Source organism: Ruminococcoides intestinale (assembly GCF_040095935.1).
GTDB classification, from domain to species: Bacteria; Bacillota; Clostridia; order Oscillospirales; family Acutalibacteraceae; genus Ruminococcoides; species Ruminococcoides intestinale.
Genome location: NZ_JBBMFQ010000001.1, coordinates 167,337 through 184,254 on the forward strand (window position 1 = coordinate 167,337; position 16,918 = coordinate 184,254).

Sequence of the window (16,918 nt, forward strand, 5' to 3'; positions counted from 1 at the left end):
CTCAATCATTGAAGATAATGTCCGAACCGACTGCCTTTTCAACAAATGACGACAGCCTTTTTATGCCGATTCCCGTATTGCCTTTTACACCGGGGATAGGAATAACGGCAGGAATGAGCCTTTCTTCATATCTTTTTCGCTCTTTTTCAACAAGTCCGAACATTTCCTCGGTAATAAAAATTACCGCATAGTTGTCACCGTCAGCAATCTTTCTGAAAAGATGCGGTGCGTTTTCGTTGTCATCACACGGATAAATGTCCATGCCGATTGCCGCAAAGCCCTTTATGCTTTCGCTGTCGCCGATAACGGCAATATTTTTAGCCATAAACTTCACGCAACCTTTCTTTTACGGTTTCATAATTTGTCTTGGTGCGGATTCCGCTTGCAATAATGTGAATAACTTTTTTCTCTGTTTCACTTGCAATCAGATAGCCCGTAATCGGATCTGCACCGTCACCGCTTCTTTTGCATTTTTCTTTTGCAAGGCTCATAAGCCTGTTGTCAACAAATTTTTCAAATGCCGACGGAGAAGCCTTGTACTCTTCAACAGCCTTGTTACAGCCGTATGCCGAGATTTTTGACAGCACATCAAGCGTTGGTTCAAGTCCCTTTACGCTTGCCTCAATAACCCTTGAACGGGGGAAGTCCTGCACATCACAGATTGCAATTTCAAGAAAATCCCTGTCGCAATCGGCTTTTGCACCTCTTATGGCTGTCTTTACATTATTATAAAATACTGTAGCTTTAAAATATTCGGACATAAATTCGCTGTCGGATTTTTCGGATGTTTTCAGAACAAGCTCCATAAAAGCTCTGTCAAGAACCGCATCGCTGAGTCTTGCGTCACCTGTGTGTGCAAGAATTTCATATGCCTTGTCACAAGGTGCGGAAAGTTCTTCGCCCAAAAGTGAAAACTTTCTGTTCTCAACCGCCTGTTTAAGCGTTTCTTCAGAGAAAGTACACGGCTTTATCAAAAGCTGTGAATACGGTCTGTTTGAAAGCGTTCCCTTTAAAACAGCTTTAAGGTTGTGAAGGTCGTTAAGATAGAAGAACGGTTTGAATATTGCAAAATCGGGTGCGGTTCTTTTAAGATATTCCCACACATTTTCGCTGTGTGATTTCAAAATCTCTTCAATGTCATCACCCTCACCGTAACCCTTGTCCGAGAGGTATCTGCAAAGCTCGTTCACATTTTCACAACCGAGCATATGCTCAATGTCGCTGTTTGTAAATAGATTTTTTTCTTTAGCACGGACGGAGCCGATGGAAAATTCATAAGATAATGCCATCATATTCCTCCCTATGCCTTAAAAAGTTCCTGATTTATAAAATCCTCGATAGCGTCACGCTTTTCGGACAATATTGCCGAGAAGTCCATGTTTTCTTCAATGTCACCGCATTTAAGAATAAATCCGCTTTCAATGTCACACGGCGTTTTTGAAAGTTCTGCTTTTACACCGCATTCTTCAAGCCTTGCAAGAAAATCCTTCGGAAGTCGGTTCATATCCTTTTCATTCAAAAGCACAACACCGCTCATTCCGTTTAACTTTTTTGCAAATGTGTAAATCAGTTCAAAGTAATCTTCATCGGGAAGATTTTTCATTTTATTAAGAATTTCACTGTATGTCTTGTCAATTTCTTCACGCCTTCTCTTTAGGAAAGCGTTGCGTGTTTCAAGGTCGCAACGGCTCTTTGAAGCCGCCTGCATCTGCTTGACCTTTGACTGTGCCCTGTCGGCAATTTCGGCAGAAATCTTGTCGGCATCAAGCTTTGCCTGTGCCATAATCTGTGCGCATTTTTCATTGGTTTCAGCACCTATTTGGCTGATTCTTTCGTCACAGTCAAGACTTATGCGATTTAAAATTTTATCACCGCTGCTCAAAGTGATTCCACCTTTCTTTCGTAATTTTCGTTAGTCGGTTATCAGATGTTAAGGTTTGGAACTGTGATAACAACGAGAAGTGAAACGATGAATGAAAGGAGAGCGTAAATCTCAACGAGAGTTACGGAAACCATTGCCTTTGAGAAGTTTGAATCGTCCTTTGCGCTGAGTGCAATACCCGAAACGGCTGCCTTGCCCTGTGCAAAACCTGAAATCATACCGCCGATACCGATAGCAAGCGACGCTGCAAAGTATGCAAGTCCCTGTCCGATTGTCGGAGCTGTGCCGCCGAGAACGCCGCCGCTTACGAGAATAAGGAAGCCTACGATAAATCCGTAAAGTCCCTGAGTACCCGGGAGAAGTGTGAGAACGAGCATTTTACCGAATTTTGATGAGTCCTCGGAAAGAACTCCCATAGCTGCCTGTGCGGCAGAGCCTACACCTCGAGCAGAACCTACGCCTGCAAGTGCTGTTGCTATTGATGCGCCTAAAAGTGCGAAAAATATTCCATTCATTTTGATTTGTCCTCCTGAATTTTAATATATTTACTGTTGAGCTTGAACGGCTTAAACTGTTTGCCGCCGCCCTCATAGAATTTTCCGAACATTTCAACATACTGAAGTCGCATTGTGTGAACATATGAACCAAGTGCGTTGAGTCCGATGTTGATTGCGTGTCCGATGATGAACACAATAATGAGTAAGATAATTCCAAACCAGCTCTTTCCGAACATGGTCGAAAGCATATTGAATACCTGAGCCATAACTCCCGTTGTAAGTCCGAGAGCAAGAAGTCTTGAATAGCTCAGAAGGTCACTGATGTAACCTGTGATGTCATAGAGAGAGGCAAGTCCGCCGATGACTTTGCCGAATCCCTTTTTGTTTCTGCCCTGTGTGAGAACAAGACCGATTGCGCAGAAAATCGCAATGCCTGCTCCTACATAGACGAGTGTCTGACCGAATGCCATACCTGCCGCCAAAACGGCAAATCCGATAAGCATAAGCATCCAAAGTCCCGTGTCAAAGAACGCTCCGCCGTAATCCTTCTGCCTGAGGCAAACATAGAATTTGCAGCCCATACCGACAAGAATGTGTACAAGACCGAATGCTATTGAAATAATCATCAGCATAAGTGCGTCCTTTTGCGGGTCAATTGTCGGCCACGGGAAGATTTGTTTCATCGTAATGTTTGCACCCGTAAAGTAGTTGTAAAGGGTTGCGGGGGCATCTCCGAAGAAGCTTGCAAAAACAAGTCCCCAGAAAAATGTTGAAACACCGCAATATTGGAACAGCTTCAAGGTGTTTCTCATTTCCTTATCAGGCTTGAACAGCTTTATTGCAAGTCCTGTTCCTATTACCATTAACAGTCCGTAGCCTGCATCCGAGAACATCATTCCGAAGAAGAAGTAGAAGAAGAACGCAAGCAACGGTGTTGGATCAATATCGTCATGCGACGGGGGAGAGTACATATTTACAATGCTCTCTGCCGGTGCTGCAAAGCGACTGTTCTTTAGCTTTACAGGAGCTTTTTCCTCGTCAACATCGCCGAATTCGACATAGCATACAGAAACTCTTTCGCAAAGCCTTTCAAGCTTTTCACAGTCCTCCTCGGGAATGTAACCCGATATAACAAAAACATTCCGTGAATGCTGAAGTTCACCGATTACGCTGTATTTATCGGCTCTGATTCTGAAATAATCCTGTGTATCTTTAATATCTTTTCGTCTGTCTGCAAAGGAAATGATTTCCTTTTTTGCGTTTTCCGTATCATCTTCAAGCTTGTGACTTCTTTCAACAAGCTTTTTTGATTCCGCCAAAGGGGTAAGGCTTGAGTTTGTAACAGGTTTTGCAAAACCGATATCACGCAGAGCATTTTCCGCAAGCTCCTTTTGAGCAATCGGTGCAAAAAGTACAATGCAGGTAAGCCCCTCGTTTGCAAATTGAATTTCAAAATCAAATTCAAGCTTCGGAGACGCCTCGGCAAGTGCCTTTGAAAGCGATACCTCGTTGTACTCCTTTTGAATTGAGCCTATGAAAACAGCCGTTGTTTTTGTGTCCTTTGCATTAAGCGGAATGTCAAGATTCTTCCACGGCTCAAGCTGTGCAAGAGCGGTTTTTATGCGAATCCGTTCCGCCGCATTATCGGCAATCTGTTTGTTAAGCTCACAAATTCTGTTGCACACATCAATAACTTCGCCTGCATTTGATGCGATAACTCCGATTTCATCGGGATCAATCTCCCGCCGTCCGCAAAATGCGGAAAGCATACTTTTCTTTTCGGGAGAGTTGCTGTCGAGAATTTTCAGAGCGTTTTCACTGAGAGTAACATTTCGCTCGAAAATCTGAATTTGTGAGGTCATATCAATCTTGCCGAAACCTTTTCTGCAGGTTTGGGTCTTTTCAATCTGAACCAAACCCGAATCCTGCAAATGTTCAAGAAGTCGCTTTCTGTCCTGTCTTAGGGCAATAATCCGAACCGACTTCATTTTAAGTTTTGCCAATTTCTATCACCACGCTTCTTTCATTGCAACCGTTTTAAAGAGAGAGCCTTTGTATAGCCCCGTCAATAACACGCTTGCGGTTTTTGTCTGCAGTCCGAGAGAGAATGTCGCACTCAAGATTTGCCTTTTCAGAGGCTTTCTCAAGCTCTTTTTTGCCCTCTTTCGCTGTCTTTTCAAAAAGCATATCGGCATCCTTCTGTGCCTTTTCCTTTGCCGAAAGCACAACCTGTTTGGCATCTGCCTTTGTCTGTTCAACCCTTTCTGCTGATTCTGCTCGTGCATTTGCCTCACGCTGTCTGCAATCCTCTTCGGCATTGTAAATGGCGTCCAGCATATCTTTTGCCATTGTTATCCTCCTTTGCTAAAAAATTGCATAAAAATATTTATGAAGAATACACTATTTTGTTTATTCTATTCCTAGATTGTAGCACAATTATTTTAAAAAAGCAATCAACATACATTAAAGTTTGCCCAGTTTTTTATCATTTTCTTCCCTGTGACCGCATTTGCGAGTGGTTTTACAGCATTAATTTGCGATAAAAGAAAAAAGCACCGCATAATACGGTGTTTGAAAAATTAACTTGCTTATTATCTTACTTACTATCTTGCTTACTGACTTGCTTATTATCTTGCGTGTTGTGGGTAAAACAGCGATATTTTAGTCTGTAAAACAGAAGAAAGCCGTCCCGAAAAAATTCGGAGCGGCTTTCAAAGCTACGGTTATTCGGCAGGCGTCCCATTCTCCTGCATCTCTCAAGGTTTCCCTTTGTCAAGCCATCGGAGTGTGGACGGCGACGAAATCTTCCACCTCGAATAACTTCTGAATTTATTCTAACATTATTTTAATAAAAAATTGCAAATAAATCAAGGTTGAAATCCGATGCGAAAAGTTGTATTATGTGAGGGTAATAACAAGATGGCAATATGCATGGAGGATTGTGTATTTATGAAAGAAATCAAGACAAATGTAATGAGAATTTTAGACAAAGAAAAGGTTGAATATACTCACCATGAATATCCCCACGGCAAGGATGCTGTTGACGGAGTAACGGTTGCAACGCTTATGAATCAAAATCCCGATTATGTTTTCAAAACTCTTGTAACAAAGGGCATGGGCAGAGATTATTATGTTTTCGTAGTTCCTGTTGACCATGAGCTTGACCTTAAAAAATGTGCCAAGAGCGTAGGTGAAAAGTCGGTTGAAATGATTCCCGTAAAGGACATTACAAAGGTCACGGGTTATGTGCGTGGAGGCTGTTCACCTCTCGGAATGAAAAAGCAGTTCAAGACAACCTTCCACATTACAGCAGAGTCAATTCCGAAAATCATTGTCAGCGCAGGAAAAATCGGTTATCAAATTGACCTGAAGCCCGAGGATTTAATCCGCCTTACAAACGGTCAATGTGCCGATATTATTAAAAATTAAAAGGTGTATTGCATTGGATATTGTTGACAAAAATATAGACAACGGAAATGCTTTTGACTGGGGCAGAGTGTCAGCCGAATATGCAAAATATCGTGATATTTATCCGCAAAAATTTTATGATCAAATTGTTGACAGAGGGCTTTGTGTAAAAGGTCAGAAAATTCTTGATATTGGCACCGGAACAGGAGTTATTCCGAGAAATATGTATCGCTATGGCGGAGAGTGGGTTGGTACAGATATTTCAAAAGAGCAAGTTGGTCAGGCTCGTTTATTATCAAAAGGTATGAATATAAAATATTTTACTGTAGCAACAGAGAAAATAAATTTTCCTGATGAATCGTTTGATGTTATCACAGCTTGTCAGTGCTTTTGGTATTTTGACCACCAAAAGATTATGCCTGAACTTTACAGAATGTTAAAGCCAAATGGCAGGTTGTTAATTCTTTATATGGCTTGGTTACCGTATGAAGATGAGATAGCAGGGCAGAGTGAAAAACTTGTATTGAAATACAGTCCCGATTGGAGCGGTGCAGGAGAAACTATTCATCCGATAAATATTCCGAAATGTTATGAAGAAAAGTTTGATTTGATTTATCACAACGAATATCCGCTCAAGGTATATTTTACAAGAGAGTCATGGAACGGCAGAATGAAGGCTTGCCGTGGTGTAGGTGCGTCACTCTCAAAAGAAAAAATTGAATTGTGGGAGAATGAACATAAAAATTTACTCTTAAAAATTGCACCGCCTGAATTTGATGTGTTGCATTATGCCGCAATTGCTGAATTAAAAGTAAAGAAATAATAACACCCCCGACTAAACTGTTTGGTAAAGTCGGGGGTGTATTTTATTAATATGATTTATTCGTCAATAAATTCAAGGTCTTCGTCACTTACTTTTTTGAGTTCTTTTTTATTGAACAAATCGTAAATAACGGGGACGATATAGAGCGTCATAAATGTTGCGTAGAGCAAACCGCCGATGCAGACAATTGCGATAGGCTGCATCATTTCTGCACCTGTGCCTATGCCGAGAGCCATAACAACAAGACCGAGAACGGTTGTGAGCGCGGTTATGAGGATAGGACGCATACGGGTTTTGCCTGCCTCAACAATTGACTCAATTCTTTCCTTGCCGTCAATACGGAGTTTGTTGATGTAGTCAACAAGCACGATACCGTTGTTTACAATGATACCGCAGAGCATTACAAAACCGACAAGCGATACAACGCTGATGTCAAATCCTGTGATTAAAAGTGCGAGGAAGCCGCCCGTGAATGCAAGCGGAATTGTAAACATAATAATGAACGGTGATTTAAGGCTCTGGAACTGTGCAACCATAATGAGGTAGATGAGAATAATGCCGAGCAGAAGCATAAGCATAAGCTGTGAAACTGCCTCCATTGTCATTTCGTCTGTACCTGCATAGTCGATTGAACAGCTTTTCGGGAGCTTGTAATCGTTCATTGCGGATTTTACATTGTTTGAAACAGATGTAAGCGTGTAGCCGTCCTTGACTTCGGCGCTGATTTTAAGATAACGCTTTTGATTTTCACGGCTGATTTTATCCATAGTTTCAGATTTTGAAATATCCGAAACAGAGGAGAGTTTAACTGTCTTTTCGTTACCGCTTGAATCCTTGTAGGTAATGTCAATGTCACGGAGATTTTTCGGAGTAACGGTTTCGCTGTCGTCCTTTACAACCACAACATTCATATCATTGCCGTCATCATTCGTAAGAGTGGCAGCGTTTTTTTCTGTTGAAATTGCAGCGGCAACCTGCTGATAAACCTGTGCAACGGTAAGTCCCTTTTCAGCGGCTTTTGACTTGTCAACAGTAACCTTGATTTCGGGAGAAACAGCACCGATGCCGTTGTCAACCGATGCAACGCCTTTAACCTTTTCAAGTGTCTTGCCGATATCCTCGGCAGTGCTTTTGAGTGTGTCAAGGTCGTCACCGTAGAGCGTAATCTGAACGGAACCGTCACCCATAAGGCTTGACATTGAACTTGAAGTGCCGCCGCTTACGGCAGCCTCACCGTCAAGGTTTTCAAGATCCTTTTCAATCTTCTTTGAAATCTCACCGCTTTGTTTTGTAAAATCATCCTTGAGAACGGCATATGCCATAAGTGAGCCGGCATCATTTGACGATGAACCGCCTGTAAGTCCCATAAGGCTTGACGAGTTGCCCGCCATAACGCCTACGGTTTCAAATTGGTCATATTTTGAAAGCAAATCGTTGAGCTTTTCGCCCTCTTTAACTGTTTCTTCAAAGGTTGCGTTATCGTCAAGCTTCAATGATACTTGAATCTGTGTACTGCTCATATCGGGCATAAAGCTGAAACCTCTCATCAGACAAAGACCTGCACTTGTAAAGAGAAGTGCAACTGCAACGAGAATTGCAGGAACTTTGTGCTTTAATACGAAACGAAGTGAGCGTTCATATGCCTTCTTGATTTTTCCGTCCTTCGGAGCGGAATTAGGTTTCATCTTGCGGAGCATTCTCTGTCCCATGGTCGGAACAAGCGTCAGCGCAACAATAAGGCTTGCAAGAAGTGAATATGTAACCGTGAGTGCAAGGTCAACAAACAGCTGACGGGTGATGCCTTCAACAAATACAATCGGCAGGAACACGCATACTGTGGTGAGAGTTGATGCCGTAATTGCACCGGCAACCTGTCTTGCACCGTTAAGTGCCGCCTTAATCGGCGAAACTCCCATGCTTCTCAGTCGGTAGATATTTTCGATTACAACAACCGAGTTGTCAACAAGCATTCCGACGCCTATTGCAAGTCCTGACAGCGAAATCATATTGAGTGTTACACCGCTGAAATACATAAGAACGATTGCAAACACAACGCTTATCGGAATTGAGCAGGCAACAATGAGCGTCGGTTTGATATCTCTGAGAAATAGGAAAAGTATGATAATTGCAAGAACCGCACCCATAAGGAGGTTCTGTAATACATTGTTGATTACAAGGTTAATGTAGTCGCCTTCATTATAAAGGCTTGTAAAGTGAAGTCCGTCAACCTCTTTTGAAAGCGAATCAAGCTTTGTGTTAATGTTTTCGCAAACGGTAGAAGACGCTGTGTTGCTTGACTTTGAAAAGCTCAATACAATACCGGGGTTGCCGTTGATTCTTGCAAAGGTTTCGTCGGAATTATCGGCAACAAAAACATCTGCAACATCTTTAAGATGAATAACCCCTATTCCGTCAATTCCTGTGTCAAAAAGTACAAGCGACTTCATCTCTTTTTCATCATTCACCTTGTCGCCGACACGAACCATGAATTTATTGTTATCGTCATCGGTAACATAGCCTGCCGGCATTGAAAAGTTTTGTGCCGTTAGAATTGAAGAAATGGTATCAAGTGTGACCGTGTTGCTCACATCAGCCTTGCTTTTTGCCTCTTTCTTTTTATCTGCAAGTTCCTTTTCGGATGTTTCAATCTGTTTTTCTGCACTTGAAAGCTGTGTAAGTGCGCTGTTGAGTTCACTCTGTTTTGAAGTGAGAGTTGACATGGCAGAGGACATTTTGAAGTCTGCACTTGACTGTTGTTGTGAAATGAGGGCAAGAGCGGAATCAACCGAAACCGATTTATCGTCAAGTCCCGAAATTGCGTTATCAAGCTGTGCAATACCCGAGTTGATTTGTGAGATTTTCTCCGACATTTCACTTAATGCAGAATTGATTGCATCTCCCGAAGTCCCGAGCTTTTTAAGTGAGTTTTCAACATTTTGAAGAGCCTCTGCACTCTTGTTGATTGACTCTTGAATTGACTGCATTGTCTTTGCAATGTCGGGAGCTTTGATTCCGTAAGGCTCAAGCACCTTGTTAAGCTCGTCAATCTGCTGTTGAAGTGCCTTGTATTCCTCGCTGTCGGGCAGTGCATCATTCATTTTCCGAACAATTTCCTGATATTGTTCGTTGAATTTTGAAAGCTGTTCAAGCTTTTGCGTAAGCTGTGACTGCTCGGAAGTCAGCTCATCATAGGTAGTTTTCAGTTCAAGCAAACCCTGATAAGCGGTTTCGAGCAAAGTCTTTGTTGAAGTGAGGCTTGCCTTTCGGTCAAGCAACTGCATCTTTGCCGACAAAAGCTGTGTTTTACCGCTTTCAGCCTTGTTCTGTGCATCGGCAAGCTGTTTTGAAACAGCCTCCTGCTGTGAGTTGATTTGCTCAATTGAAGATGAAACAGTACCCTGACCGTCCTTGGCTTTGCCGATATTATCCTGCAATTCCTTTTTAGCCTTGGTAATTTTGTCCTCTGCATCACCAAATTGATTATCGAGCGCAGCAGAAATCTTCTTATTAAGCTTGTCAAGCTTATCCTGTGAAAGTACGACATTTTCCTGTTCCGTAACAATGCCCTTGTCAGAAACAGAGGCAACACCGTCAATGCCTTCAAGTTCATTCAAAAGTTCGTTTGTGACATAATCCGAAAGCTCTGTCTGCGACTTGCCTTCAAAGTCAACCGCCGTCATTGCAACGGGGAGAATATTCGGGTTGATTTTGATGAGGTATGGTGTTCCGACTCCGTCAGGCCAATTGCCCTTGATTGTGTCAAGGCTTGAACGCATATCAACAGTTGCGCTGTCCATATTTGTGCCGTCCTCAAATTCAATCATCAAAAGTGAATAGTTGTCCGATGAGGTAGAGGTGATCTCCTTAACACCGTCAATTGCCGACATCGACTGTTCAAGAGGCTTTGAAACCGTTGTTTCAACCGCCTCGGGCGTCTGACCTGCGTAGGTGGTCATGATAACGGCATAGGGAAAGTCCATATTCGGTAAAAGGTCGGGCGTCATCTTGAAAAATGACACTATACCGAGAACCAGAACAAGTACAACCGCAACCAATACCGTCATCGGTTTTTTTACGCTGATTTTAGATAACATTGATTACTCCTTTGTTTGTGCTTTTTATCTATGAGTATATTTCATATTAAATGCAATTTCTACCAACTTAGGTTTACATTTTCTGTTGAAATCGGCCGCAACCGGTTGCGTGAATATTTAAACTTAATCTGCAATTGCACCTGTTTTGATAATTTCAAGTTTTCTGTGATACTCCCTGTGAACCTCGTCAAAAGGTTTTCCTATTACAAAAACATTGAACACGGCATTCTTCAGCACTTGAGTGAGAATCTGTGAAAGACACTTCACATCTTCATCTGAAGTATATTTAAGGTTACTTCTGTCAAAATTGTTTGTAACGCTGACAAGCTCTGCAACGCCCTTGAAACGGTTGATAAAATATTCCGAAACAAGACTGTCATTTGCCTTTATATTTTTGATGAGATTCTTCATAATGATACTTTGTTTTGCATCCTTTGAACATTCGCATAGAATTTCAAAAAGCAAATCATAAGTTACAAATATGTCGCCGTGAGTGCGAGAGATAACCTCTGTGGCTTTTTCAAGCGAAAAGTTGATAAATGAGCGTGTCATAACCTCCACAAGGTCAACCTTATCGTCAAAGTACTGATAAAAACTGCCTCTCGAAATGTTTGCGTTCCTTATAATATTGTTTATGCTGACTCTCTCTCCCGACGAACCGGCAAATTCATTGAATATTGCGTCCGTGATTCTCTGACGCTTTTCTTCGGGAAGATTATAAAAGGTGTTTTTTATCATAAAAAATCCTCCAAAATAAATGTGACAGGCAGTCATATGACAACCTGTCACAATTTTAACATCGTTTATTTATTGTGTCAATTAAATGTGTTTTAGATTTTGCACATATACGATCAAAAATCTTTGTGCATATTAACAACAAAATTAAGCTTTGCCTTTAAATTTTTCAAAAAGTCCTTTGCATCCGCTGTAAATATCGTTGTATGCCTGCTCAAAATCACCGCTGTACCACGGATCCGATACATCACGATTCATACCTGCAAAGCTCATCATCTCGCAAACCTTTTCGTCTTTGTCATCACCGAAAATTCGCATAGTGTTTCTGATATTATTAGAGTCCATGCAGATGAAATAATCGTACTTGTCATAGTCGGATTTTTTGAGCTGAACAGCCCTCTTGCCGTCACAACCGATTCCGTGTTTTGCAAGCTCACGCTTAGCCGGCGGATAAACAGGATTTCCAATCCCGTTCCATATCTCCTCCGTACTCGTAGCAGATGATTTAATCACAAACCTGTCAGCAATCTCGCCATTCTTAACCATGTCCCTAAATATAAATTCCGCCATAGGCGACCGACAAATATTCCCATGGCACACAAACATTATTTTAATCAAAGTACAATTCCTCCCGCTTTGCCGTAATATGCCGTGATTTGCAAGGCGAAATGAGTATAACAGGAATGAATATCACTTTTAAAATTCCCTCTAAACACGCAAATCAAGGCAAAATGTGGCATATTAGATTTTTCAAAAGTAGTCAAATAGTAGTCAGTTAAGGGGGTGCAGACTACTTCCAAAATCAACCGTATAACGATAGCTTTTGGGTATGGGTGTGCAAAATGAATTTTTAGTTATTATAATTCTTGTTAAGAACTATAATTTGCCAATTTAAGCTATCGTTAATGAGGTTTAAAATATGATTATTATAGCATAAAATCTTTTTAGCCACAACAAAACAGCACTCATATCGTAATGATGTGGATGCTGTTTGTAATAATCAGATTTTTAACAATGCGATTGTAGTGAAAGTATTATCTTCACAACTTACTGTGAAATCGCCTGAATATGATTCTGTAATATTTTTTAGGATTTCAATACCAAGTCCTTTATGATTTGGCTTTGTGGATTGTAAATTATCAATGTTATCGGGAATATTATGGTCGCAGTAATTGATGCATTTTACTACAAAGTTATTATCTTTAATTTGCGATGAAAGAATAATAAATACTTTGCTTTTATCGTTAGAGCTAACACAAGACTCTATTGCGTTATCAATTATGTTGGTAAACAATCTACAGAGATCTGTGTTTTTAACATTGATGTTATTTGGAACATTCAAGTTACTTGAAAACTCAATATGATTTGCTTGTATGGTGTCATATTTGTTAATCATAATAATATTAACTAATTCATTGTCACAGAATTTTCTGATTTTGTTGTTCTCAAGAGTTTCGGTCAAATCTTGGATAATTGCGTTTGCTCGTTCACTATTATTATCATTGTTATCATTAACCATAGCTTTTACAACTGTAATCATATTACTGATATCGTGATTCATTTTTCTTGTTTCGGCAATACTTACTTTCATTTTGTTGTAGTATTCAAGTTCGAGTTCGTTCTTTAAATTAGAAATTTCGAGTGCTTCTTTCAAATCGTGATTTTCAGAATTTACAAGCAAAACTTTGTAAAGTGCGATGTCACATATAACCATACATATGATTGTTGCAATGACAAAAACCCAAAGTATAATATTTGCACTTGTCAGTTCAAAATTGTTATTGTTATATACAGATATGGCGATTGCCGAACTGCACATAAGCTGTGAAACAATGATAATATCAAATTGCCACATTCTTGATGAATAATTTTTGTGCTTAAGATTTTTATCAAAAATTTTTTTGCATATTAAAAGTAAAATCCAAAGAACAAGAATAGCTACAACATTGCTGAGTACATTTGCAACTTTATCGTCACGCAATGAAAATCCCATAAAAGTAAATAACGCCATAACCGAAAGCTCTGTTATACACATTGAAGCAAGGAACAGAACATAGGCTATTGTTTTCTGAGAGATTTTATCGCTGAAACAAGTGAAAAATGTTATGGCAATCACTCCGAATAAGATAATAGGTTTAAATGGATTAGCATTAAATTCCTCGTTTATTCTGGATAAAAAAGAAATAATCATTGTAAAGACAAAGAACATTCCCATTATAATTTTGTAAATAGGTTTGTCCTTTTTTAATGTAAGCAGTTGCAATGGATACTGAAGAAAAGTAGCAGTTGTAATTAAGTCTAATATAGTTGCAAAAACAAGTAACATTGTTTATCCTCCGAAATTCATAAGATATAAATTTTTGGCATCTTTAGCGTAAGAGTCGCTTATCGGAATAATAGCTCCGGTTGTCAAAGTAAATTGCCCTGATTGATAAGAGACAATGTATTTGGCATTTACAATATAGCTCTGGTGGCACCTTGCGAAATATTCGGGCAATTCCTTTGGAAAATCAGAAAGTTTTTTGTAGCAACGATAGATTTTGTCGTCGGTGATAATTTCACAAACTCGTTTAGAACTTTGGATGTATAGGATACTGTCAATCGGAATCAGGTGTTCTTTAAAATCATAGGAAATTTTTAATTTTGCAGTTTTTTTCTTATATTCACTTTCGGCTTGTTTAATGAAAAAGTTCAGAATGTTGTACTGAATCGGTTTTTCAAGAAATCCCTGTGGAGCAATATGCTCGTAAATATTTTCATAATAAACATTGCCGTAGCCGGTTATGAAAATAGTTTTTATATTTGGCTGGATTTTTTGAATATCTTCCGCAAGAAAAATTCCGTTGTCATCTTTTAGAACAATGTCAATAATCAACAAATCAATATTTTCTGAATGAATTATATTCAGAGTATCTTCTCTGTTAATAGAAACAAATACTTCGTGCTTAAACTTATTTTTTATGTATTTCGCAATGCTATTTGCAATTGATAAATCATCATCACAAACCAATATGTTCATATCCTATTCCCCCTAATAAACCCATATTGTGAAAGTTTCACTTAAAACTTATGCAATCAGTATATCATAATTTGTATAAAAATGAAAGATTTTATTTACTTTTGCAGAATTATGTAAAAAACAGGCGACTTGATGTAACTTTTCGGGATAGCGAAACAATTGGTAATGTTATATAATTATTAGTAAGATGAAATGTGATATATGTACAAGAAGAGAATAAATTGGTTTTTTATATTGATAAAACTAGTCTTGAAAAGAAGTATGCAAAAATATTCGCAAATTGCAATAGCAAGTTGTAACAGTTTTTAAAAATTAGAAATTACAAATTACAAGAAATAATATCAGTGACAAATATGGACGGTGCTTAGGTTGGCGAAAATTGTTTTTAAACATGGAAAGACATCAAATAATATATGTGTTAAATTATCTGGCAAAGATACAATTATGACTGTTGATTTATCAAATATAACTTTAAAATCACCAAAAGGATTTGTTAAACCAGAAATAATTGCTAAAAATCAGATTGTATATGAGAATCTAAAAGGCGGGCGTATCAAATCTTATTTATCTATGGGAATACAAGTTTCACAGTTTTTTAGCATTGTTGATCAGGTTTTGAATATAACCAAGTACATTATTGATAATGGACTGCTTCTTGAATGTTTAGTAAAAAATATTGATTACATATTTTTTGATGATGAAAATAAAGTTAGAATGATATATGTACCAATTTCTCATATGGCAGAAACTGAAGACATGTTATGGTTACTGAGATATATGGCTGATAGTGCTGTTTTAAAAAATAAAAGCGAAATAAAAGAATTGAGGGATTTTAAGAATTGTTTGAGTAGCTTAAGTGCATTTGATATTGATAAAATACGCAAAGAGTTACCTTTGTACAAAAATTTCTTACATGAATTAGATGAGGATGAACCTACTGATTTAATGGATGAATCAACAGAACTGATGGATGACGATAAAACAGATTTAGCAGATGAAACCGAAACATATATTATGAATGAGTTTTCAGAACAAGTGACTGGATTTCCAAAATTGAAACGATTGTCTACAAATGAAGTTGTCTATATAAATAAATCCGTGTTTAGAATTGGTAAGGATAAAAATTGTGTTGACTATTTTATTGACAATGTTGCCGTTAGCAGAAGTCACGCAGATATTATTGTCCGAGGAACAAGATGTTTTATTGTTGACTTAAAATCAAAGAATAAAACATATATTAACGATAATGTTATACCAATAAATACTGAGTATGAATTGCACAATGATGATGTTATTACATTAGCTGATGAGGAGTTTATAATTAATTTTTAATGAACTTCATAGAATTGGTTACGGAGGTTAATAATGCATTTCACAATAGCAGCAGATACTGATGTAGGAATTTCTAAAAAAATAAATCAAGATAGTTTCATAATTAAGAAAGCATTAATTGGTAATTCCGAGATTGTAATGGCAATAATCTGTGACGGAATGGGAGGTCTTTCAAAAGGGGAATTGGCTAGTGCAACAGTAATAGAAGTTTTCTCTGATTGGTTTGATGATAATATTTTATATGAATTTGAAAATATAAACTTAGAAATAATAGGCGAAAAATGGTCACTCTTATTAAAGAAATTAAATTCTGAAATCAATGAATTTGGAAAAGACAGAGGAATACGATTGGGTACCACATTTACTGGAGCATTATTTGTTGATGAAAAATATGTTGTTGTTCATGTAGGAGATTCCAGATTATATCATATTGGAACTAAATTATCACAAATTACAAAAGATCAGACTTTTATCGCAAGGGCAATTGAAAATGGTGAACTAACAGAAAATGAAGCAAAAAATGATAGTAGACGAAATGTTCTTTTACAATGTGTCGGAGCTTCGAAATTTGTAGAACCAGAAATAATATTAGGAATTACTCAAGAAAAGGGATACTTATTCTGTTCAGATGGTTTTAGACATGTAATTACTGATGAGGAAATCTATACTTCATTAAACAAAGTTGTCAAAGGCAATAAAAAAGCAATGTCTATGCAGATTAGGAAATTAATAGATTTAATAAAATCACGAAAAGAAAAGGATAATATAACTGCAATATATATTAAGGTTGAAAATATCTTTGACTGCAAATTTGAAAATAATGAAGAGAAAAAGAAATACACTTCACATTATACTTTAAAATTTTTGGTTATATTTTTCGGCATTATGTCAGTAGTATTTTTGTTTCTGGGAATAATTAAACTTTTTTAAATGGAGAATAAAATATGGACTGGTTAACTGATGAATTGATATGTTATGTTGGACTAGTGATTGCATTATTAGGTGTTGTTTTAGCGGTTTTCTCATTGTTTTTATACAAATTAAAAAAAGAAAAATTAATGAGTAAATACAATACTGAATATGGAGAAATCTCAAAAAGAAAATAATTTATAAAACTTTAAATAGGGG

General features: G+C 38.2%; 16 protein-coding genes. 5 read left to right on the top strand and 11 right to left on the bottom strand.

All coding sequences use genetic code 11. The annotated features are described in order from the left end of the window. Position 1 precedes the first annotated feature (1 nt). From WMO31_RS00760 to WMO31_RS00785, 6 genes are read right to left on the bottom strand one after another with little or no spacing between them, the layout of a single operon-like run. Positions 2-325 (bottom strand): V-type ATP synthase subunit F, encoded by a 324-nt coding sequence (locus tag WMO31_RS00760; protein ID WP_015523547.1) that lies wholly within the window; start codon positions 323-325, stop codon positions 2-4. Further along, positions 318-1,289, bottom strand: coding sequence for a V-type ATPase subunit (locus tag WMO31_RS00765; RefSeq protein WP_367999047.1), 972 nt, complete (start codon positions 1,287-1,289; stop codon positions 318-320). The genes WMO31_RS00760 and WMO31_RS00765 overlap by 8 nt, the downstream gene beginning before the upstream one ends. Positions 1,290-1,300: 11 nt before the next feature. Further along, a complete protein-coding gene (locus WMO31_RS00770) occupies positions 1,301-1,882 on the bottom strand; it encodes a V-type ATP synthase subunit E (RefSeq protein ID WP_367999048.1) in 582 nt (193 codons plus the stop codon). A 41-nt stretch (positions 1,883-1,923) separates the two neighbouring features. Beyond that, a complete protein-coding gene (locus WMO31_RS00775) occupies positions 1,924-2,397 on the bottom strand; it encodes a V-type ATP synthase subunit K (protein WP_015523549.1) in 474 nt (157 codons plus the stop codon). Beyond that, a complete protein-coding gene (locus WMO31_RS00780; RefSeq protein ID WP_367999049.1) occupies positions 2,394-4,382 on the bottom strand; it encodes a V-type ATP synthase subunit I in 1,989 nt (662 codons plus the stop codon). The genes WMO31_RS00775 and WMO31_RS00780 overlap by 4 nt, the downstream gene beginning before the upstream one ends. 34 nt (positions 4,383-4,416) lie before the next feature. Beyond that, complete coding sequence (locus WMO31_RS00785) at positions 4,417-4,728, bottom strand: hypothetical protein (protein WP_015523550.1); 312 nt, start codon at positions 4,726-4,728, stop codon at positions 4,417-4,419. A gap of 600 nt (positions 4,729-5,328) precedes the next feature. Between WMO31_RS00785 and ybaK the strand changes: the two genes are divergently transcribed. Continuing rightward, positions 5,329-5,808: a Cys-tRNA(Pro) deacylase gene (ybaK, locus tag WMO31_RS00790; protein WP_101070280.1), complete on the top strand. Its 480-nt coding sequence runs from the start codon at positions 5,329-5,331 to the stop codon at positions 5,806-5,808. Between the two features lie 13 nt (positions 5,809-5,821). Further along, complete coding sequence (locus tag WMO31_RS00795) at positions 5,822-6,610, top strand: class I SAM-dependent methyltransferase (protein WP_367999050.1); 789 nt, start codon at positions 5,822-5,824, stop codon at positions 6,608-6,610. A 56-nt stretch (positions 6,611-6,666) separates the two neighbouring features. Here WMO31_RS00795 and WMO31_RS00800 read toward each other — a convergent pair whose 3' ends face one another. The 5 genes from WMO31_RS00800 to WMO31_RS00820 form a co-directional block, all read right to left on the bottom strand. Continuing rightward, a complete protein-coding gene (locus tag WMO31_RS00800) occupies positions 6,667-10,704 on the bottom strand; it encodes an efflux RND transporter permease subunit (RefSeq protein ID WP_367999051.1) in 4,038 nt (1,345 codons plus the stop codon). A 123-nt stretch (positions 10,705-10,827) separates the two neighbouring features. Beyond that, positions 10,828-11,442 carry a TetR family transcriptional regulator gene (locus WMO31_RS00805; protein ID WP_367999052.1) on the bottom strand — a complete coding sequence of 205 codons (615 nt, stop codon included), beginning with the start codon at positions 11,440-11,442 and terminating at the stop codon, positions 10,828-10,830. A gap of 144 nt (positions 11,443-11,586) precedes the next feature. Further along, on the bottom strand, positions 11,587-12,057 hold the full coding sequence (locus tag WMO31_RS00810) for a low molecular weight protein-tyrosine-phosphatase (protein WP_367999053.1): 471 nt from the start codon (positions 12,055-12,057) through the stop codon (positions 11,587-11,589). Between the two features lie 382 nt (positions 12,058-12,439). Beyond that, on the bottom strand, positions 12,440-13,765 hold the full coding sequence (locus WMO31_RS00815; RefSeq protein ID WP_367999054.1) for an ATP-binding protein: 1,326 nt from the start codon (positions 13,763-13,765) through the stop codon (positions 12,440-12,442). 3 nt (positions 13,766-13,768) lie between these two features. Next, positions 13,769-14,458, bottom strand: coding sequence for a LytR/AlgR family response regulator transcription factor (locus WMO31_RS00820; RefSeq protein WP_367999055.1), 690 nt, complete (start codon positions 14,456-14,458; stop codon positions 13,769-13,771). Between the two features lie 369 nt (positions 14,459-14,827). Here WMO31_RS00820 and WMO31_RS00825 point away from each other — a divergent pair, with 369 nt between their 5' ends. From WMO31_RS00825 to WMO31_RS00835, 3 genes are read left to right on the top strand one after another with little or no spacing between them, the layout of a single operon-like run. Further along, positions 14,828-15,790, top strand: a complete 963-nt coding sequence (locus WMO31_RS00825) for an FHA domain-containing protein (protein WP_195231112.1) — start codon at positions 14,828-14,830, stop codon at positions 15,788-15,790. Positions 15,791-15,823: 33 nt separating this feature from the next. Next, positions 15,824-16,720: a PP2C family protein-serine/threonine phosphatase gene (locus WMO31_RS00830; RefSeq protein ID WP_195231111.1), complete on the top strand. Its 897-nt coding sequence runs from the start codon at positions 15,824-15,826 to the stop codon at positions 16,718-16,720. Between the two features lie 14 nt (positions 16,721-16,734). Beyond that, positions 16,735-16,896, top strand: a complete 162-nt coding sequence (locus tag WMO31_RS00835; protein WP_195231110.1) for a hypothetical protein — start codon at positions 16,735-16,737, stop codon at positions 16,894-16,896. Positions 16,897-16,918: the final 22 nt, after the last annotated feature.

Bases quoted from the DNA above. Each gene is read 5' to 3' on its own strand.
- WMO31_RS00760 (WP_015523547.1), bottom strand. From the start codon at position 325: ATGGCTAAAAATATTGCCGTTATCGGCGACAGCGAAAGCATAAAGGGC.
- WMO31_RS00765 (WP_367999047.1), bottom strand. From the start codon at position 1,289: ATGGCATTATCTTATGAATTTTCCATCGGCTCCGTCCGTGCTAAAGAA.
- WMO31_RS00775 (WP_015523549.1), bottom strand. From the start codon at position 2,397: ATGAATGGAATATTTTTCGCACTTTTAGGCGCATCAATAGCAACAGCA.
- WMO31_RS00785 (WP_015523550.1), bottom strand. From the start codon at position 4,728: ATGGCAAAAGATATGCTGGACGCCATTTACAATGCCGAAGAGGATTGC.
- ybaK (WP_101070280.1), top strand. From the start codon at position 5,329: ATGAAAGAAATCAAGACAAATGTAATGAGAATTTTAGACAAAGAAAAG.
- WMO31_RS00800 (WP_367999051.1), bottom strand. From the start codon at position 10,704: ATGTTATCTAAAATCAGCGTAAAAAAACCGATGACGGTATTGGTTGCG.
- WMO31_RS00805 (WP_367999052.1), bottom strand. From the start codon at position 11,442: ATGATAAAAAACACCTTTTATAATCTTCCCGAAGAAAAGCGTCAGAGA.
- WMO31_RS00815 (WP_367999054.1), bottom strand. From the start codon at position 13,765: ATGTTACTTGTTTTTGCAACTATATTAGACTTAATTACAACTGCTACT.
- WMO31_RS00820 (WP_367999055.1), bottom strand. From the start codon at position 14,458: ATGAACATATTGGTTTGTGATGATGATTTATCAATTGCAAATAGCATT.
- WMO31_RS00830 (WP_195231111.1), top strand. From the start codon at position 15,824: ATGCATTTCACAATAGCAGCAGATACTGATGTAGGAATTTCTAAAAAA.
- WMO31_RS00835 (WP_195231110.1), top strand. From the start codon at position 16,735: ATGGACTGGTTAACTGATGAATTGATATGTTATGTTGGACTAGTGATT.